General features: G+C 48.9%; 20 protein-coding genes. 11 read left to right on the top strand and 9 right to left on the bottom strand.

Translation table 11 applies throughout. The features are described from left to right. Positions 1-175: 175 nt before the first annotated feature. Positions 176-1,153: a DUF1852 domain-containing protein gene (locus V2S86_RS03490; protein WP_330761243.1), complete on the top strand. Its 978-nt coding sequence runs from the start codon at positions 176-178 to the stop codon at positions 1,151-1,153. 26 nt (positions 1,154-1,179) lie between these two features. Further along, positions 1,180-2,211: a methionine synthase gene (locus V2S86_RS03485; RefSeq protein ID WP_330761242.1), complete on the top strand. Its 1,032-nt coding sequence runs from the start codon at positions 1,180-1,182 to the stop codon at positions 2,209-2,211. 68 nt (positions 2,212-2,279) lie between these two features. On the opposite strand, the gene V2S86_RS03480 is transcribed toward V2S86_RS03485, so the two are convergent. Then, the gene (locus tag V2S86_RS03480) at positions 2,280-2,891 is read right to left on the bottom strand and encodes an NAD(P)H oxidoreductase (protein WP_330761241.1); all 612 of its coding nucleotides are present in this window, start codon (positions 2,889-2,891) and stop codon (positions 2,280-2,282) included. A 101-nt stretch (positions 2,892-2,992) separates the two neighbouring features. Between V2S86_RS03480 and V2S86_RS03475 the strand changes: the two genes are divergently transcribed. From V2S86_RS03475 to V2S86_RS03465, 3 genes are all read left to right on the top strand, one after another. Further along, positions 2,993-3,916 (top strand): LysR family transcriptional regulator, encoded by a 924-nt coding sequence (locus V2S86_RS03475; RefSeq protein WP_330761240.1) that lies wholly within the window; start codon positions 2,993-2,995, stop codon positions 3,914-3,916. Positions 3,917-4,223: 307 nt separating this feature from the next. Then, the gene (locus tag V2S86_RS03470; protein ID WP_330761239.1) at positions 4,224-5,519 is read left to right on the top strand and encodes an MFS transporter; all 1,296 of its coding nucleotides are present in this window, start codon (positions 4,224-4,226) and stop codon (positions 5,517-5,519) included. Positions 5,520-5,534: 15 nt separating this feature from the next. Continuing rightward, the gene (locus tag V2S86_RS03465) at positions 5,535-6,341 is read left to right on the top strand and encodes a substrate-binding domain-containing protein (RefSeq protein WP_330761238.1); all 807 of its coding nucleotides are present in this window, start codon (positions 5,535-5,537) and stop codon (positions 6,339-6,341) included. Here the strand turns inward: V2S86_RS03465 and V2S86_RS03460 are convergent. The 3 genes from V2S86_RS03460 to V2S86_RS03450 all read right to left on the bottom strand — a co-directional run bounded on the left by V2S86_RS03460 (position 6,316) and on the right by V2S86_RS03450 (position 9,375). Next, positions 6,316-7,215 (bottom strand): LysR family transcriptional regulator, encoded by a 900-nt coding sequence (locus tag V2S86_RS03460; protein ID WP_330761237.1) that lies wholly within the window; start codon positions 7,213-7,215, stop codon positions 6,316-6,318. The genes V2S86_RS03465 and V2S86_RS03460 overlap by 26 nt on opposite strands. 263 nt (positions 7,216-7,478) lie before the next feature. Beyond that, positions 7,479-8,585, bottom strand: coding sequence for an ABC transporter substrate-binding protein (locus tag V2S86_RS03455; RefSeq protein ID WP_330763147.1), 1,107 nt, complete (start codon positions 8,583-8,585; stop codon positions 7,479-7,481). Between the two features lie 403 nt (positions 8,586-8,988). Continuing rightward, a complete protein-coding gene (locus tag V2S86_RS03450; protein WP_330761236.1) occupies positions 8,989-9,375 on the bottom strand; it encodes a nuclear transport factor 2 family protein in 387 nt (128 codons plus the stop codon). Positions 9,376-9,697: 322 nt separating this feature from the next. Between V2S86_RS03450 and V2S86_RS03445 the strand changes: the two genes are divergently transcribed. The 4 genes from V2S86_RS03445 (at position 9,698) to V2S86_RS03430 (ending at position 12,556) form a co-directional block, all read left to right on the top strand. Beyond that, on the top strand, positions 9,698-10,606 hold the full coding sequence (locus tag V2S86_RS03445) for a LysR family transcriptional regulator (RefSeq protein ID WP_330761235.1): 909 nt from the start codon (positions 9,698-9,700) through the stop codon (positions 10,604-10,606). A 314-nt stretch (positions 10,607-10,920) separates the two neighbouring features. Further along, on the top strand, positions 10,921-11,439 hold the full coding sequence (locus V2S86_RS03440; protein ID WP_330761234.1) for a hypothetical protein: 519 nt from the start codon (positions 10,921-10,923) through the stop codon (positions 11,437-11,439). A gap of 9 nt (positions 11,440-11,448) precedes the next feature. Next, entirely contained in the window at positions 11,449-11,895 is a 447-nt protein-coding gene (locus V2S86_RS03435) for a DUF421 domain-containing protein (protein WP_330761233.1), read from the top strand. Positions 11,896-12,061: 166 nt separating this feature from the next. After that, positions 12,062-12,556, top strand: a complete 495-nt coding sequence (locus V2S86_RS03430) for a YciE/YciF ferroxidase family protein (RefSeq protein WP_330761232.1) — start codon at positions 12,062-12,064, stop codon at positions 12,554-12,556. 414 nt (positions 12,557-12,970) lie between these two features. Here the strand turns inward: V2S86_RS03430 and V2S86_RS03425 are convergent, their stop codons facing one another. The 4 genes from V2S86_RS03425 to katE form a co-directional block, all read right to left on the bottom strand. Further along, positions 12,971-13,825 (bottom strand): glucose 1-dehydrogenase, encoded by an 855-nt coding sequence (locus V2S86_RS03425; RefSeq protein WP_330761231.1) that lies wholly within the window; start codon positions 13,823-13,825, stop codon positions 12,971-12,973. 48 nt (positions 13,826-13,873) lie between these two features. After that, on the bottom strand, positions 13,874-14,161 hold the full coding sequence (locus tag V2S86_RS03420) for a hypothetical protein (protein WP_330761230.1): 288 nt from the start codon (positions 14,159-14,161) through the stop codon (positions 13,874-13,876). A gap of 85 nt (positions 14,162-14,246) precedes the next feature. Further along, on the bottom strand, positions 14,247-14,729 hold the full coding sequence (locus V2S86_RS03415) for a ferritin-like domain-containing protein (RefSeq protein ID WP_330761229.1): 483 nt from the start codon (positions 14,727-14,729) through the stop codon (positions 14,247-14,249). A gap of 129 nt (positions 14,730-14,858) precedes the next feature. Further along, complete coding sequence (gene katE / locus V2S86_RS03410; RefSeq protein WP_330761228.1) at positions 14,859-17,138, bottom strand: catalase HPII; 2,280 nt, start codon at positions 17,136-17,138, stop codon at positions 14,859-14,861. Positions 17,139-17,818: 680 nt separating this feature from the next. Here katE and V2S86_RS03405 point away from each other — a divergent pair. Both V2S86_RS03405 and V2S86_RS03400 read left to right on the top strand, forming a co-directional pair. Continuing rightward, positions 17,819-18,973, top strand: coding sequence for a YbdK family carboxylate-amine ligase (locus tag V2S86_RS03405; RefSeq protein WP_330761227.1), 1,155 nt, complete (start codon positions 17,819-17,821; stop codon positions 18,971-18,973). Continuing rightward, positions 18,970-19,155: a hypothetical protein gene (locus V2S86_RS03400; RefSeq protein WP_330761226.1), complete on the top strand. Its 186-nt coding sequence runs from the start codon at positions 18,970-18,972 to the stop codon at positions 19,153-19,155. Before V2S86_RS03405 ends, V2S86_RS03400 begins: the two co-directional genes overlap by 4 nt. A 181-nt stretch (positions 19,156-19,336) precedes the next feature. Here the strand turns inward: V2S86_RS03400 and V2S86_RS03395 are convergent, their stop codons facing one another. Continuing rightward, positions 19,337-19,576: a hypothetical protein gene (locus V2S86_RS03395; protein WP_330761225.1), complete on the bottom strand. Its 240-nt coding sequence runs from the start codon at positions 19,574-19,576 to the stop codon at positions 19,337-19,339. Between the last annotated feature and the right edge of the window lie 31 nt (positions 19,577-19,607).

Genomic DNA, 19,607 nt, shown 5'->3' with positions numbered 1-19,607 from the left:
ATGACTCATGTTGTAATGAAATTAAGTCGCTTTCACTCATCCAATGGCTCTGGCATAAAAGATGCATTGTTAACTTATTGACAACATGAAGACTGCCGAAAGAGAAAACCAGTAACCTCTGGAAAATCAAGAAATAAATTCAGTTTTCATGTCAGAACTCAGGATGCAGAACACGATGAATAAAGATTTTACATTTACTCTTAAGAGCAGTGTTTTCGATGAAAATTATAACCCTTCCGAAAATACGCGTATCACGACCAACTTTGCCAATTTGGCCAGAGGGAAGAACCGCCAGGAGAACTTGCGCAACACCTTGGTGATGATTGACAATCGCTTCAATGCATTGGCGCATTGGGACAACCCCAAAGGCGATCGTTATTCTGTCGAACTTGAAATCATTTCTGTCGAGATGAAGATTGAAGGCAACGGCGACAGCTTCCCAGTGATTGAAATATTGAAAACCAATATCGTCGATAAAAAAACCAACCAACGCATTGCAGGTATTGTTGGCAATAATTTCTCCTCTTATGTGCGCGATTATGATTTTAGCGTATTGCTGTCAGCGCACAATAAGAACCAACCAAACTTCAGCACGCCAGAGAACTTTGGTGATTTACACGGGAATATATTCAAATACTTTGTCAATTCAGCGGCGTACCGAGACAACTTTAATAAATCGCCTGTTATATGCCTGAGCGTTTCAAGTAAAAACACCTATTACCGGACGGGCAATGAGCACCCTGTATTGGGCGTAGAATATCAGCAAGACGAACCTTCATTGACCGATGCATATTTCAATAAAATGGGGTTACAGGCTCGCTACTTTATGCCGAAAAATAGTGTTGCGCCTTTGGCTTTTTATTTTAGTGGCGACTTGCTCAGCGATTACACTAATCTTGAACTTATCAGTACCATCAGCACGATGGAAACGTTCCAAAAAATTTATCGGCCTGAGATTTACAATGCTAATTCTACCGCAGGGCAATACTATCAGCCAAGCTTGAATCAGCAGGATTATTCTTTAACACGGATTCTTTATGATCGAGAAGAACGTAGCCAGTTGGCTATTGAGCAGGGAAAGTTTACTGAAGAGAACTTTATTAAACCCTACCAAACTCTTCTTGAGCAATGGTCTGCTAGCTACGCCGCTTGATTAACCAAAAAACAGGGTCATCTATTATGAAAAAGTTATTACCGACGTCGACTGCCGGCAGTTTACCTAAGCCCTCTTGGCTGGCGCAACCCGAGACACTTTGGTCCCCCTGGAAATTGCAAGACCAGGAATTAATCGACGGCAAACAAGATGCTCTGCGTTTGTGCCTGGAAGATCAGCAGCAGGCAGGTATCGATATCGTCAGCGACGGCGAGCAAACGCGCCAACATTTCGTCACGACCTTTATTGAGCACCTCAACGGCGTTGATTTTGAGAAGCGCGAGATCGTTAAAATCCGTAATCGCTATGATGCGAGTGTACCGACAGTCGTTGGCCCCGTGAGTCGCCAAAAATCGGTCTTTGTCGAAGATGCCAAATTTTTGCGCCAGCAAACCGACCAACCGATTAAATGGGCCCTGCCAGGCCCGATGACCATGATAGATACGCTGTACGATAACCACTATAAAAGCCGCGAAAAGCTGGCCTGGGAATTCGCTAAAATTCTCAACGAAGAAGCCAAAGAATTAGAAGCTGTTGGCGTCGATATTATCCAGTTTGATGAGCCCGCCTTTAATGTTTTCTTTGATGAAGTGAACGATTGGGGCATTGCCACGTTAGAAAGAGCCATTGAAGGGCTTAAATGCGAAACGGCTGTACACATTTGCTACGGTTATGGCATCAAAGCCAATACCGATTGGAAAAAGACGCTGGGAACAGAGTGGCGGCAATATGAAGAGATTTTTCCAAAACTGCAAAAATCCAATATCGATATCATCTCGCTGGAATGTCAGAACTCCCATGTTCCCATGGAGCTGATGGAACTCATTCGAGGTAAAAAGGTGATGGTGGGGGCCATTGACGTGGCGACCAATACCATTGAAACACCGGAGGAAGTCGCCGCTACGCTTCGAAAAGCGCTTCAGTTTGTAGACGCCGACAAGCTCTATCCTTGCACCAACTGCGGCATGATCCCTTTGCCTCGCGGAGTCGCAAGAGGCAAGCTGGATGCGTTAAGTGCAGGCGCAGAAATCGTCCGCAAAGAACTCTTGGCCAAATAATTTCGCCAAATTAGAAAAGCAGACTTCCCCGGAAGTCTGCTTTTTGCATTTTAATCAGGCGTTACTGCTCAGGCTTCACTGGTTTCTCTCAGAGAACTTACAACCCCACGCGCTTTGGCGAACAGTTTATGGTAGTGGGCCTCGCCGTCGGTAATCCCCTCCTCCACGCCAATCGTGTTATAGAGAAAATCGATCCTCGCATCCTCCACACCCAGATACGCCATGCTGCCTTTAATGTAATCGGTCATGTTCTTTTCCCAGCCGTACTTAATGAATCCTGACTGTGAACCGCCTACCAAAGCCAGCCAGCGAATCTTTTTATCCTTCAGGCCACTCCCTTCGCCGTAGGCCAGACCATAGTTCCAGACGCGTTCCAGATAACCTTTAAGTATTGCCGGAAAGGCATACCACCATACAGGGAACACCAGAACCAATATGTCCTTATCCTCCAGCTCATTGAAAAGCCGATGCACTTCCTCCGAATAGGTTTTCTGCGGATTATCCCAGTCCGGCTCATCTTCCACCCTGAGTATCGGATCAAAATGGCTGCGGTAGAGATCAAGACTGGAAGCATTGTAGCCCTGACGCGCCGCCTCGCTCTGCATCTCATCCACCACCTGCGCGGTTAAAGAGTCGGGACGCGGATGGGCCCAGATAAAGTAAATGTTTTTTAATTTCATATGATTACCATTAAATTTCATGAAAGAACTATTACTTTACGACCGCTGGATAGTTGTGTAAAACGTAGTATTTGAGATGGGATATTGAGGGAAATTCACTAATGCAGCCGAACTTTTCAGACTTTGCTTCGTTTATTGCCGTCGCACGCTACAAAAGTTTTCGGGAGGCGGGCGATGAACTGGGGCTATCTCCCTCCGCCATGAGCCATTCCATCAAGCAGCTGGAGCAGAGATTAAAGGTCCGTTTATTTAATCGCACCACTCGCAGCGTGGCGCTAACTGAAGCGGGGTTAACCCTTTTTGAACGCCTGCGCCCGGTATTTGATGAAATCAATACCATACTCGACGAAATGAATTGCTTTCGCGATGCGCCAATGGGTACTCTCAAAATCAATACTTCACGCCTGGCCTCACGTCTCTTTCTGTTGCCGATAATCGCCGGGTTTAGCCGCAAATATCCGGAAATAAAAGTGGAGATCACCACCGATGACAAACTGGTGGACATTGTCCGACAGGAGTTCGATGCCGGGATCCGCCTGAATAACCGGGTAGAAAAAGACATGATTACCGTCCCTATCGGGCCGAAAATCAAACTGGTGGTGGTCGCCACGCCTGAATACCTTAAGCATTATCCCGCACCGACGCATCCGTGCGAGCTGATTCATCACCAAAGTGTCGTTTTTCGTTTCCAGAGCGGTCGCCCGTATCTCTGGGAATTTGAAAACCCATCAGGGAAACTTGAAGTGGCTCCGGTTGGGAATATCATGCTCGACGATATGGATTCAGCGCTTGAGGCGGTTCTGTGCGGAGCCGGGCTAGGCTATCTCTATTACGAACAGGTGAAAGAACATCTGCAAAGCGGCAAGCTGATCAAGGTCCTGGACGACTGGCTCCCCGAACGCCCATCCCTGCAACTCTATTATCCTAATCGCCAATATATGCCCGGCCCATTACGCGCCTTTATTGACTACATGAAACAGACGCAGAGATCGGCTGAAAATAGTAATCAGGATAATCAAATCTGATCGCGGTAGTGAGTTTGCCAACCAATGAACTCCCCCCGGCGTCCCCCGCTCAGCATTTTTCTGCCCCTTCACCCTGTATGAACCCTGTCACAAAACGCGCATGAAGTTTTTAGCCTGTAACGAACCAGGCAGTACAGGGCAATGTTGTTAATGGCCCGTTACAGCTTATCGCCGCCAATTGTTAACAATAATTGATGCGCCAAACGCATCGGTTCATGAGTTTATTGCGCTTATTTACTTTATTTTCATGGTCCAGTCTGCAGAAACAGATGCGGTTAAAAGCGTCAATGACAAACTGGAGATAAAGATGCATTCACCTAACGCACCCATGACGACTCGGGCAAGAATCGGCGCGATACTGCGCGTGACCTCTGGCAACTTTCTGGAGCAATTTGATTTTTTCCTGTTCGGGTTTTATGCCACCTACATCGCCCACACCTTTTTCCCGGCCAGCAGTGAATTTGCCTCGCTGATGATGACCTTCGCGGTCTTTGGCGCAGGCTTCCTGATGCGCCCTATCGGCGCAATCGTGCTGGGCGCGTACATCGATAAAGTCGGCAGACGCAAGGGGCTGATCGTTACCCTGTCGATCATGGCCGCCGGGACCTTCCTGATTGTACTCATCCCGTCCTATCAAACGATCGGGCTTTGGGCGCCGTTGCTGGTGCTGGCCGGCCGTTTATTGCAAGGCTTCTCCGCGGGTGCTGAGCTGGGCGGCGTATCGGTTTACCTGGCCGAGATTGCCACGCCAGGCCGCAAAGGCTTTTACACCAGCTGGCAGTCCGGCAGCCAGCAAGTGGCCATTATGGTGGCTGCGGCGATGGGCTTCGCACTGAATGCCTTCATGGAAGAAAGCGCCATTCGCGAATGGGGCTGGCGCCTGCCTTTCCTGTTCGGCTGCCTGATTGTGCCTTTCATCTTTTTCCTGCGCCGCAAACTGGAAGAGACCCAGGAGTTCGCCGCCCGCCGCAACCACCTGGCGATGCGCGACGTGTTTAAAACCCTGTTGGCGAACTGGCAGGTGGTTATCGCCGGCATGCTGATGGTCGCCATGACCACCACCGCATTTTATCTGATCACCGTCTATGCGCCGACCTTCGGTAAAAAAGTGCTGATGCTCAGCGCCTCCGACAGCCTGCTGGTGACCTTGCTGGTCGCGATCTCCAACTTCCTCTGGCTGCCGGTAGGCGGCGCGCTGTCGGACCGTTTTGGCCGCAAGCCGGTCCTGGTGACCATGGCGCTGCTGGCGCTGATCACTGCCTATCCGGCACTTAGCCTGCTTGCGGAAGCCCCCAGCTTTTCGATGATGCTGACGGTACTGTTGTGGCTGTCCTTCCTCTACGGCCTCTACAACGGCGCCATGATCCCGGCGTTAACGGAGATCATGCCGACGGAGGTCCGGGTTGCCGGTTTCTCGCTGGCCTACAGCCTGGCGACCGCGGTCTTTGGCGGGTTTACGCCGGTAATATCTACCGCACTGATTGAGTACACCGGCGATAAAGCCTCCCCCGGCTACTGGATGAGTTTTGCTGCCGTATGCGCATTGCTGGCGACGCTTTATCTGTACCGTCGCAGCGCGTTGTCACTCCAAACCGCACGTTAAATCAGGGATTACGTCATGCAAAAAATTTATCGTTCACTCCTCGCCACGCTGGTGCTTTCCTCAGTCAGCACCGGGGTTCTGGCCAAAGACGTGACCGTCATGATTTCCGGCGGGTTTAAAGCCGCACTGGAAAAACTGGCCCCGCAGTATGAAGCCAAGAGCGGCGACCACATCATTTTGGTGTCCGGCCCTTCTATGGGTAAAACGCCCCAGGCGATCCCCGCGCGCCTGGCTCGCGGAGAAAAGGCCGATGTGGTGATCATGGTGGGTGATGCGCTGAAAAATCTGGAACAGGATAACTGGATCCAACCGGGTTCGCGTGTGGAGCTGGCCGACTCGCCGATTGGCATGGTGGTCAAGCAAGGCGACCCTAAACCCACCATCCAAAAGGATACCGATCTGCGCACTACCCTGCTGCAGGCCCAATCCATTGCCTATTCGGACAGTGCCAGCGGCCGCTATGTCAGCGGCCAGCTGTTCAAAAAACTGGGGATCGAAGACCAGGTGAAAGAGAAAGCGCACATGATTGAGCGCACCCCGGTGGCATCCGAGGTGGCGAAAGGCAAATATGCGATAGGGTTCCAGCAAGTGAGTGAACTGCTGCCGGTGCCGGGCGTCACCTTTATCGGCGAACTGCCTGAGGATGTGCAGTACATTACCCGTTTTGCCGGCGCGGTCGTCGCCAAAGCGGAACACCGCCAGGAAGGTAAAGCGCTACTGGATTTCCTGTCTTCCGCCGAGGCGCAAAACACCATTCGCGCCACCGGGATGAGAACCGTGAAAGCTGAACAGCCGGTTAAACAGCCTGATACTGTTCAGTGATCAACTTTTCCAACTCGGCGGCAACGTAGGACTGCATGCGCCCGCTGCGCCGGATCAGGCCAACCGTGCGCTTCACCACCGGGTCGGTCAGCGGCAGGTGTGTCAGCACCGAATGCTCTGACGCCGGCATCGACATCGCGGGTACGGCGGCAATGCCGACACCCGCTTCAACCATACCCAACATGGTCGTCACATGGCGGGTTTCGCAGATGCTGGGGCGCTCAGGGATGATGTGCTCCAGCTTCTGATCGAGCAGATTGCGATTACCGGACGTCTTGTCCAGCCCCACATAATCCTGCTGATAAAACTCGCGCCAGGTCAGGCTTTTTTTACTGGCGATGGGATGATCGCGCCTGCAGGCCGCCACGTAAACATCCCCCACCAGCGGCAGAAATTCGATATTGGGTTGCAGGTTTGTCGCGAAACAGATGCCGAAATCCGCCTGGCCGCTGGCAACCGCTTCGATGACGTTACCTGCACTGCTATCGATAAGCTTGACGCGTACCCGTGGGTAGCGGGCCTGGAAACGGCGGATCACGTCGGGCATGAAATAGTAGGCCGCCGAAGGCACCGTGGCGACGGTGACCAGCCCCACGCGATCCTGGCTGACCTTATTGATATCCGCCAATACCGACTCGACATTCGCCAGTAGCTGGTCTGAACGCTCGGCAAAGGTCTGCCCATACAGCGTCAGCGTGACGCGCCGGGTGGTTCTGTCGAACAGCTTGATGCCCAGCGCGGATTCCAGCTTCTCTATCCTGCGGCTCAATGCGGACTGCGAAAGGCAGATGGACTCTGCGGCAAGCCGAAAATTACCGTATTCAACCAGCGCGCGGAAGGCATAAAGATCGTTGAGATCAAAATTCACGGGCATAGCGGCAGACAATCCTTTCAGAGGCGGCAAGGGCGTAAAGGAGAGATGATAGCCGCTTATTGGGCAACGGCAACCTTTTAGACACCGATCGACAGCCTCCTCTGAACCCAGGCGCGGGTTGCATTGGAAAGTGAAGACACTGACAAATCCCCCGTCCCAATGCCATTCAACATGCCGTTCGTCGGTAATAAAACCCCCACGGCTGAACTCACGCGTTTAACGGGGGCCAAAAGTGAAATCCGCTATTTAAAGCGGATTGAAATTCACTGCCATGCAGAAATAGCGAATGTCCCTTCGGGTTTAACCGGCAGATACTTAGCATAGTAATCCAGGTAATTCTTTACCGGATCCACATCTTTAAACTGCTCTGGGTAAAGTGATTTGGCGATAAACTGAATCATGGCGAAATCGGAAAGCGTTCTGGATGCACCTTGATAGACACCGAAGAGCTGTTTATTTTTTATCGCCGGCAGCGAGGCCCAGCCATTACGCGCAGAGAAACCGATAAGCTGCTGAGTGGCCATGTTTTTATCAACGCCAACTCCCATGGACAGTGCCGACGAAACCTTGTTGTTTTCTCTTCCCGAGATAAAGATCGCATCTGGCATCGCAACCAGAACCTGCTCCGGATTAATGACACCCCACCACTCAAAAAGTGATGCGGCGATATTATCCGCGCCGGCGAGTTTCAGCATCGCGCCCCACATGTTCTCGCCATAGGTAAATGAATATTCACCAGGCCCTTTGTTCCCAAACTCAATATAAACCTTGGGTTTTTTCAGCCCTGAACTCTTCACCCTGCGTTGCACATCTGCAATGTTATTGGCGTAAAGATCCGAGAGTTCCTGCGCCCGTTTTTCTTGCCCCGTCAGTATTCCAAATATTTTGGTAGAGCTGACATGTTTTTCTACCGTTTGAGCATTGTAGTCGATCACAACTACCGGTATTTTCAACGCTTCAAGGCGAGACACTTCATATTTTAAAGCGACATACTGCCACTGAGCCAAAATAACCACGTCAGGCTTTAACGATATGATATTTTCAAGCGAGATATTATGGAGATCGACTTCACCAATATCGGCGATACGGGCAAGGGACGGCATTTGTTTAACATACATATTCCAATTGGCGGGTACTTTCCCCCGCCATGCTTCACGCGAAATACCGATGACGTGATCGAATGCGGCTTCCCCGCCCACAGCCATGTAATCTTCGAAGTTAAAGCCCAAGATAGCCCGCTTTACCGGCGTATCAACAGTAACCTGCCGCCCCATAACGTCTGTTAAAGTCGTGGTGGCGGCATTAGCGATGCTGGCCCCAGTCAAAAAAACAATGAACATCAAAAAGGTGATTAAATTGCGAACGCCCATAAAATGAAAATCCTCGGGATTTGGGTTCAATCTTAGAATAATTAATTCTATTTTCTTGAAATCAAGATGCAAATGATAATAATTTCTATTAAAATTAACGGCAACTGTAATCGTTGCCCCCTTTGAAGTTTGTATAAAAAAACCAGCCGCCGCATAAAACCCAGCATCAATAACCATCTTCAAAAACAAAGCCAGCACAGAAAACCGCAGTAAAACAAAAATCCGAGATTCCCATTTAGCATCGGCAAGGGATCGCATTTACGCCGTTACATTGTTTTTAAATGGCCATGGCGAAAATATCACCATGGCCAGATACTGCCTCGCCTGGTTAACTGAGCGCTTTCTTTTCAGCCATTCGCGCAATGGCAGAATGCCCCTGATAACCTTGCAATCGACGCGGGCCTTAGGCCGGTACGGGGTCGAGAAACACGTAAAGTTTGGTGATCTTGCCGTCGAGGATCTCGACAATATCGAGCCCGGTTAACGCCGCTGGCCCTTCTTGCGGCCCGAAATGCCAGCGCAGGCGGCCGACGCCGTGGTGCCCGACTGCCGGCCCGAAGGTGCCGAACACAAAGCCCGGCGGTGCCTGCGATAACACCTCGTTGACGACCTGTTCGATACCTTCATACCCGCGCGCTTCGACGCCAGGTTCGTAGACCTGGACGTTTTCGGCATAGATCTCCCGGATCGCCGCACGGCGCTTCTGCGTATCTGGCTCGGCGAACACGCGATGAATGGGCGCCTGCATCACGGCGTCGTAATCGATTAACGTTTCCTGGGATATGCTCATGATTGACCTTTTGGTTAAGTGAGTACTGCGCTTGAAAGTTCAGGGTTGGGGTCGATTCAGTTCGGCTTGATGCGCGCCCCCGGCGGCATGCGCGTTGGGGCGGGTCTTCACGCTCATGAGGACAGCGCCGGACGGGTTAAATGCGTTGGCTGCAATGACTGCCTCTTTGCGTTTAACGTTAAGGTTCTTCAAAACCGGCCCTGCATCTGCCCCGAATAGCCATCGGCCAGCCCTTCTGGCTCCCGGAGAGGTGACTATGCGCCATTCTATTTTTGTCATAAAGTATGCCAATCGAAACCCATAGTTATCGCGAAACGACACAATGCAAGATCTCGACTCTTTGGCCATTTTTGTACGTATCGCGGAAATGGCGAGCTTCACCCATGCGGCGGAAAGTCTCGGCATTCAAAAAGGCCGGGCCTCGAACGTGGTGCGCCGCCTCGAAGCGACCATGGGGGTGCGGTTGCTGCACCGCTCGACGCGGACCGTGCAGTTGACTGAAGATGGACGCGCTTTTTACAACCGCGCACGCGCGTTGCTGGCGGATGCCGAAGAATTAAATAGCATGTTCGCAAGCAGCAAAACGCCGCTGCGCGGGCGGCTGCGCATTGACCTGCCCACCGAACTGGCCCGCACCCCGATCGTGCCCGCGCTCCCTTCGTTTATGGCCACATATCCTGAAATTCAGTTAGAGATATCCAGTACCGACCGGCGCGTGGATCTGATTCAGGAAGGCATAGATTGCGCGCTGCGCATCGGAGAGATTGTCGACGAAACGCTGGTCGCGCAGAAGCTGGGCGCTTTAAGCATGGTGAACGTGGCAAGCCCCGCTTACCTGAAAAACCACGGCGTGCCCCAGACGCTTGAGGATTTATCGGCGCAGGAACACCGCATGATTCACTACGCGCCAATACTGGGGAGCCGGCCGTTTGGATGGGAATACCCTAAGGGTGACGGCTACGCCACGCTGATGCTGGCAGGCTCTATCAGCGTCAATAGCGTGCAGACCTACCATGCCGCAGGGCTGGCCGGTTTGGGGCTGATCCAGGCGGGTCGCTCGAGCCTGATCGAATATATCGAGAACGGCGAACTCATAGAGATACTGCCGGATTTGCGCCCCGAGCCCTTGACCGTGTCATTCGTCGTCGCGCACCGGCAAAACTTGTCGCGCCGCGTACGCAGTTTCATGGCGTGGTCGCAGCAGGTATTGGCGCCGTATTTGGATAAGTAACCGCCCCATGAGTTTATCAATCAGCCAGTTACCGGCAATAGCGCCCCCAATCAGAGCTATATTAGGAGAAGCCCTGAGGTTTCCAATTCGGCATTGAACTGTTTTCGGAGAAAGGAAGCTTTAATATTGCAAGGCATAAAGTAAGCACCTTGTTTATTTCTTGCTTTTAGGCTCTGTATATTCATGCAATCGGTTAGAACGGCATGCGAAATCCATTGGAGTGAACTATAGTTTTACATGGCAATGCGCCAAATAAACAATCTTATCTTTTAATGACCAAATATTCCGTAAACATTAAATACGGAGAAATAATCATGAACAGCGTAAAAAGAAATGAACAAGACAGCCGTACAATACCCGTAAAAGAGCACATAATTATATTGCGTATTACATGGTGGATAGAAAAACTGGGTTATTTATTAATGTTCGCCGTGGTGCTGCTCGCGCTGTTAGGCGTATTCTCAAATGGCGTTCTCAGCAGTAAGCAAGAGACAGATGAAGACCACCTCTTGAGTATAAATTATGAGCGATTCGCCAGAAATGGTACGCAGACGGAATGGATTGTAAGGATTAAGGATAATAACGATCACCCCATTACTCTGGAAGTTTCCGATACAATAGACAAATTTTACGTTATCGAGAACATACAGCCTCAATCGGTACAAGTAAGCCATCAAGGAGAACGTTTGTTTTTTATTATACCGGACAATAAAGAACAACAATGGCATACATTTACTTTTACTCTTCGGCCTAAAGAATGGGGGAGCTTTAATGCAAACATCAGTATAGCCGGGGAAAAACCAATTACCATTAACCAGTGGATATATCCATAAGGAATTAATATGGAAATAGTCATTCGCACTCTCGCCATTTACTTTACGTTATACATCGTGCTGAAAATCGCCGGCAATCGCACATTGCTACGCATGACCTCTTTTGATTTCATTCTGTTACTTATTATCAGCGAGGCAACTCAGCAAGCCATGCTGCCTGATGATTTATCGGTCACGTCCGCAATTATTGCGATTGTAACTTTATTTAGCATTGATATCGTTTTTTCTTTAATCAAGACCTATATTCCTATTGCCGATAAATTCCTGGATGGCTCACCAGTAATTCTGGTTGAAAATGGCAAACTACTTCAATGGCGCTTGAAAAAAGTTCATTTAACATTTGATGACATCATGGAGATCGCCAGGAATAAGCAAGGGATTGAGCATCTCAGCCAGATTAAATTTGCTATAATGGAAAAAAATGGTGATATATCAATAATTAAAAGTGAAAACTAAATAACCACAAATCACATCAACTAAGATTAATCTTATTTTCACTTAAATCGCCGAAATAAATCAGCGTAAAAGCATAAAAATAAACCATTCGGCTATAATTATATATGGAACATGCAAGGATGTTCGTTGAATCACTTGATATCGATACACATACAGGAGGGTCATTATGACTATCAAGTCTTTGAACGATCTTTTTATTCATGCACTTTCTGATGTTTACAGTGCCGAAAAGCAGCTCACCAGAGCATTACCCAAATTAGCTCGAGCTGCCGAACAGGAAGATCTGGTTAATGCTTTCAAAACACACCTTGAAGAAACGCAAGGGCAGATCGAGAGGCTGGATAAACTGGTCGAAAGCACCCCGGAGGTGCGGATAAAACGTATAAAATGTTTGGCTATGGAAGGACTGATTGAAGAAGGTCAGGAAGTGATTGATGCTATTGAGTCCGGGCCAGTGCGTGATGCGGGATTAATCGCCGCCGCGCAAAAGGTAGAGCATTACGAAATTGCCACTTATGGCACTCTTTGCGCGTTAGCCGAAAAATTAGGTTATACAAAAGCTAAAAAACTTTTGGGTGAAACGCTGGAAGAAGAAAAAAATACGGATAATAAACTTACGCTAATCGCAGAACAAAAGGTTAATGCTAAGGCAGCGGCTTAAATTTCCCCTGGTTGATGTATTGGCCGGTTTACACCGGCCTTTTTTAAATTTTCTCTGACGAGGTAATGCGATGACCAGGCAGAATAATAAACCAACACGAGATCCCGCTTCAAAATCAAATATCAAAGGTCCTCGCCCCTATCAGGGGTATATCATTGCGCTGATCATTTTAATCATAGCCATTTTTTACTGTGTAATGTATTGGTAATTTTTTAACAGGTAGAACAATACCCCCCAACGGGCCCGGACTAATCCTCCTTTTTTATTTTAATTATCAATCTCCCATTTTTTATTGCTGGGGGAAATTGGCCAATCTGACTTTAACGCCATGTCACTGCAGCGCGAGTTGAAAGGAAATGACATTCCCCCAAAATTAAAAGACCCGATAAAATCTTACCGGGCCTTGGCTCTTTATCAGCCGTTGATGATGATGCCGCCATTGATATGCAGAGTTTGCCCTGTCATATACGAGGAGTCGTTGCATGCCAAATAAACATAGGCTGCCGCCAGTTCGCAGGGTTGACCCGGCCGCTTCATTGGCGTGTCCTTGCCGAACTCGGCGACTTTGTCTGCGCTGAATGTTGAAGGGATCAGCGGAGTCCAGATCGGCCCGGGGGCAACGGCGTTGACCCGAATCTTGCGCTCGCTGAGCTTGATCGCCATAGAGCGGGTAAACGCCGCGATTGCCCCTTTAGTTGAGGAGTAATCGATCAAGACCGGGTTACCGTGATAAGCAGTAACCGATGAAGTGTTGATGATGGCCCCCTCCTCCGGCAAATGTTCCAGTGCTGCCAGCGACAGCGCGACCATGCTGAAAAAATTGGTTTGGAAAGTCTTTTCCAATTGCCGTTCGGTGATCATCTCCGGTTCTTCGACCGGATGTTGTTCCCCGGCGTTGTTCACCAAAATATCCAGGCGGCCGAAAGTTTCCAGGGTTTTATTCATGATTTCACGGACAAAAGCGTTATCTCCGATGTCCCCCCTCAGCAACAGGACCTCCCCGCCGTATTTCTCCGCATTTTTTTGCGTCTCTTTAGCGTCATGATCCTCGTCGAGGTAAACGACCACGACTTTTGCGCCTTCTTTGACAAACGCCAGAGTAACGGCGCGCCCGATACCGCTATCGCCGCCAGTGACAATCGCCACTTTGCCGGTGAGTTTCCCACCGGGCCGATAAAGCGGATCGTCGTATTTAGGTGCGGGGGTCATGTCACTTTCCAGGCCAGGTTGTCGATCCTGATGTTGCGCTGGTTGTTGTGTCTGTTCCATGTTTCCTCCGTTTAAATATCAAAGGTACATTTATTACAGAATATAGGTTTACTGTTGATACGGAATATCAGCACCGCTTTGCTCTTGCTCGGTTTTCAGCATGATGACATTGCGTTGCCGATCGAATTTTTCCACCTGACAACGTACTTTTTCGCCATTGACGTCGAAAACGATCTCTTCCCATTCGCCAAGCGCTTGCAAAGTTTTGCTGAGTTCAGGCTCCCGATCGCAATATATCAGGATGCTGCTTTTGCAACTGCCGTCCATGGGATGAGGTGGCGGTATCAGTTCGGCTCCTTTCACCACATTGTTCTGGTACTTCACTATGTCAGCCATGATCTTTCCTCTGTCTAACGCAATGAGTTGAACGCATGAACTAAAACATTCTCCTGAATGAGAGACATTGCAGGAAAAGGCGACATTATTTTTTATTTAAATATGCCAGGGTGATAGCCGACATATTTTCCATTAGCCAGTCGGCCATCGCCTGTTCCTGCTGCAGAATACCTTCCAGCACATGTTGGGTTTCGGCATCCCCCACTCGCCCGGCGGCCGCTATCAGCGTTTTATAAGACGCGATTTCCATGTGTTCAAATACATAAGCACTGATTACGCCCTTAACAATTTCATCTTCGACAAACATACCGCTTAAGGTTTGCCCCAAGGCAACGGCTTTACCGGCCAAGTCTTTTATATCGGAGGTTGAGGCGTCTAATCTTTTTATGCACGCCTTGAGCTGCACTTGCTGCTGCCTGGTCTCTTCCAGGTGCTGTATTATTCGCGTTTGCAATTGCGGATAATCTTCTGTGCGATCCTTCATCCCATTCAGCATGGTTTCCGCTTGCTCCTCCATGGCATGCGCATCGCGCAGCCAGTCAATAAAGTGCTCTCTGAAGTCGCTCATCTTTTACTCCTCATCTGTTAGTGTCAGGTTTTTTCGAAAATACCTTTTCCCTACATTGATGATGACGGTGACCGCTCCCTGCTCCCGGGGGACAATACATCCCCCTGATTGCGAAACTCGATAGTGACTCTATGCCGGTACGGCGGCGGCTTTCTCGCTGCGGCTCCAAATACGGTGGCCGGCCAGGGCTTCGATAAAACGTTCCATCATTACGCCTTTCACCGTTGGCGATTCGATGATCCCTTCCTCGGCGGCGGATTCGTTCTGCCACAGAGTTTTTAAACGACTCGCATCGCCGCTGAGCCCGATGACCTTCAGATGTTTGTACGCTTCCAGCAGGTAATGCTTCGCTTCGCCACTGCCTAATAAGGCCTCCGCCACGCCGTCCGGCACGATGACGGCATCAAGCGTTATCGATGGCGTGCCGGCGAAGGTCGCGTCAACCGGGATCGTCGAGCCATCGTCTGCCGTTATTCGGCTCTGGGTTTGCGCCAGCAATTTGGCATGAACGCCGCGTTTTTTGAGATCTTTCAGGATCGTCAACACATCTGCCGACATAACATTATCCGCCAGCAGGATGGCGACAATGCGACCTTTAACGCTCCCCCCCGGCAAAGCGTACAGGCTAAGACTTGCATCGCGCTCCAGTCCGTTAACCGGTTTGGGCGGCAAGGTATTCAATACCTCGGCAGACAAGGTGATACCCAGGTTGGCGGCAACCTGGCCGGCCAGAGTGGTATCAATATGCGCCAGTTGCTCCACCACCCGTTCGCGAATATAGGGCCGCGCCACTTTACCGAGCTCGAAAGAGAAGGCGTCCACGATATGCCGTTGTTCAACCGGCGTTTGGCTCAGCCAAAATAGCCTTGGATGGGCATAATGCTCGAGGAAAGAGTCGCTTCTTTCGCGAATTTTATGGGCATCAACGCGCTCCGGGTAGCTGGAGAAGCCACCGCCACTGGCCGCCGCCGGCGTCTCTCTCGGCCAATTATTGTTGAGCGAGTTGGGGCTGTAGTTGGCCGGATTGGTATCAATCTCGACACGGTGCATACCGTCACGCTGCAGGTTGTGGTACGGGCAGGTTGGACGATTGATGGGGATCTCGTGAAAATTGGGCCCGCCCAAACGGCTGATCTGCGTATCCGTGTAAGAGAATAATCGGCCTTGCAGAAGAGGATCGTTGGTGAAATCGATACCGGGTACAATATGCCCCGGGTGAAACGCCGCCTGCTCGGTTTCGGCGAAGAAGTTATCGGGATTGCGATTCAACACCATTTTCCCGACCAGCTGCACCGGCACCAGCTCTTCCGGGATAAGTTTTGTCGCATCCAACAGATCAAAATCGAATTTAAACTCATCTTCTTCCGGTATCAGTTGCAGGCCTAACTGATATTCCGGATAGTCGCCGGCCTCGATCGCTTCCCAGAGATCCCGGCGGTGAAAGTCTGCGTCTTTGCCCGCCAGTTTCTGCGCCTCATCCCAGAGCAGAGAGGCTTTCCCGGCGACCGGCTTCCAGTGGAAACGCACAAAGGTGGCCTTGCCTTGCGCATTGATTAAACGAAACGTGTGGATGCCAAAGCCTTCCATGGTTCGATAACTGCGCGGGATCCCACGGTCGGACATCGCCCACATGACGTTATGCAAGGTTTCCGGTTGCAGTGACACATAATCCCAGAAGCTGTCGTGGGCACTTGCCCCCTGCGGAATCTCATTGTGAGGCTCCGGTTTAACCGCATGGACAAAATCAGGGAATTTGATCGCGTCCTGAATAAAAAATACCGGGGTATTGTTGCCAACGAGATCGAAAATGCCTTCGTCGGTATAAAATTTGGTGGCCCACCCGCGAATGTCACGCACCGTATCGGCGGAGCCGCGCGAACCTTGCACGGTGGAGAATCGCACGAACACCGGGGTCCGTTGGCCTTCGTGTTGCAAAAAATCTGCCTTGGTGATCGATGCCAGGCTTTTATACAACTCAAAATAGCCGTGTGCTGCCGAGCCGCGCGCATGAACGATGCGTTCCGGTATGCGCTCATGGTCGAAATGCGTGATTTTCTCGCGCATGATGAAATCTTCGAGCAAAGTCGGCCCCCGCGTCCCCAGCTTAAGCGAGTTCTGATCATCGGAAACTTTAGTGCCCTGATTGGTCGTTAGCGGCTGGTTTTTATCATATTTTCTGTTGTGTTCGAGTTGGCGAATTTTATCGGTTACAACACCACCGGTTTTTTTCATGCTGCCGGGTGCAGTAGGCTGTTTACCGGGTGGCGTAGGTTTACTGTCCGGCAAATGCGAGTTGTCGGCAGGTGCAGTGTCTTTCAGATGCAGCGCATCATTTAATAGCGGCAAATTTTCTTTTGCTAATGAATTAGTTGCCTTCCCTTTTTTGGATTGTTTATTTTTGTCAATCATCAATGCTACCTCATGTAATTTACGTGAAATTAGATTGATAAGTTTTGTCGCATTAAAGCATAGGACAAATATTAACCACTGACAAACAACTATATATTTTATTGTTTTTATTATTTTTTTATAAACTCGCACTGATAACCTATTATTCGCTAATCATTTTTTATTTTGTCATTACCCTTCACTTTCAAACCCCTCAGTAAAAACGTTGTTTTTCAGTAAATTAAACATTACGTATCTCCAGGCACAAAAATGTCGTTAAGAATATGTTATCAATATATTTCAAAGTGTTTTAATACGTGTTTTTATGTTTTGTTTTTCGCGTTCGCTCTTGAGATAAGCGTAATTTTGGCTAAAACTTAACAGTTAAGATAGCCATTACATCACAGACTAAAAATTAAGTTAAATACTCATTTTAAATCAATAAGTTAAATTGAAATATATTATTTTATCACTATTTTTTGATAATACTTAACATCCCTGAAAAATTAAATTTAAACAGAGATTTAACTCATTACAATGGCACCACTGATGGCGGAAAAGTTAACCACGGGAAATTAAAGAGATACGACACCATTAGCTATGTAACACTTTGATTAAAAATATTTCCAACCCTCGTCAGAGCCCCTTTTCTCTGCACGGAAATATTCATCTTATTTATCCTTTAAAAATGAGGCCACGTTATGTTAGATATCCCTTTTAAATTTTCACCTACGCACAGTATAGGCGTGGAACTTGAACTGCAACTTATTGACTTGGACAGCAACGATCTTTCGGATAAGGGCATGGAAATAATCAGTAAATGTAACGATGAACGCCATGTTAAAAAAGAAATCACGTTATCGACCATTGAAATTAACTCTTCTATTCATGAAACACCCTTTACACTTTACGAAGAGCTTAATGGTATTGCACGAAAACTTTCGGATGCGGCCGCATGCAAAAACTGCGGTATTTGCGGTGGTGGGCGTCATTTTAGCAATAACTGGAAAAATCAGATCGTTACTCCTACGGAGCGCTATCAAGAAGTGCATCAGCATTTGGGTTTTCTTGCCAAGTTATCCTGCGTTTTTGGACAACACATTCATATTGGCGTAAAAACAGGCGACGACGCGATTTATCTGTGCCATGCGCTGATCCCTTACCTGCCACACTTTATCGCACTGAGCGCTTCCTCACCCTATTATCAATCGGAAGACACTTTTTTCGCCAGCTCAAGGTTCAGCGCCTTAAATTCATTTCATACCTTTGGTTATATTGAGCATGGCATTGCTACCTGGGCTGACTTTACCGAGTATGTTGAGCAAAGCGTTCAATTGGGCGTCATACAGTGCCTTAAGGATATTTACTGGGAAATACGGCCAAAACCTGAGTTCGGTACTATCGAAATCCGTGTTTGCGATACGCCGTTAACCCTGTTTCACGCTGCCATGTTAAGTGGCTATGCGCAACTGCTGGTTAAGTATCTATTGAATGAAAGAGAACCTCTGGCGGAGATTTATGATTCGGTGAGGCACACGAATACCTTCCACGCGCAGCGTTACGGCTTTGATGCAGATTATATTGATATGCGCAATGCTGCAAAAATCTCCCTAAAAACGCATATGCAACAAACATTGAGTAAGTTAAAAAACCAGGCGGATCCCAACGAAACCAAAGTGCTGCGCTACCTTGAAGGTTATATCAAGCAAGGCATCAACGACGCCGAACAATTACGCAGAATGGTGCAGGCTGGAATGAGCGAGTCCAGTATCATCAGAACCATGATGAATTTACTGGTGCCTGCGGAACACATTTCTTATCGCGGTTCTCACTCTCTTCAGGAGGCCCATTTATGAAACTTTTTGAAGTGTTGGTGGGGAATTACTCTCTTTATATAGTGGCCAATAATGAGGAGCATGCAAGAGAGCAACTGGCAACAATGGAAAGCGAATGCTTCAAACGCTTGGCCGAACCTCAGATCACCGGCTCCGTACTTTGCGAGGCGGACCTGATTCGGTTTGAAGAACATTATCATTAACAGACGGGCAGAGGGGGTGCCTATGGCACGCCCCCTGCTCCGGCTGGGCGAAAGGGGTATTCTTGATATTGACGCTAAATAAAAACATTATCTGGGTGATGGTATTACCATCATTGACCAGAGCACCTATTACTCTTTGGCAGAATTAATTATTTTAACACGCTCTGAAATAGATAAATTTTTAGGTCGCTGTTTTTTGGTCCGCGGCAACCTCATCGTTTTCGGTTGCTTCTGCCGCCTCATCGGCTCTCGCTGCCGTATAACCGGCAAGATGCCCCACGATATTGGCGTAAATACTGATAATGATCACCCATAGCACACTGTCTTTCCACCAAATCACAGAGGGTATTGCCAGTGCTGCCCATAGCAATGTCATGAAAAGATGTGCTTTTTTGATAAATGAAGGAGTGATGTGTTTCATATTTATCTCCTCTCAGGACAAATCACTCATA

The sequence above is a fragment of the Serratia sp. C2(1) genome (assembly GCF_036352655.1).
Taxonomy (GTDB): domain Bacteria; phylum Pseudomonadota; class Gammaproteobacteria; order Enterobacterales; family Enterobacteriaceae; genus Serratia; species Serratia inhibens.
Note: the sequence above shows the minus strand (reverse complement) of the source record. Positions and strands in the feature narration are given on the sequence as shown.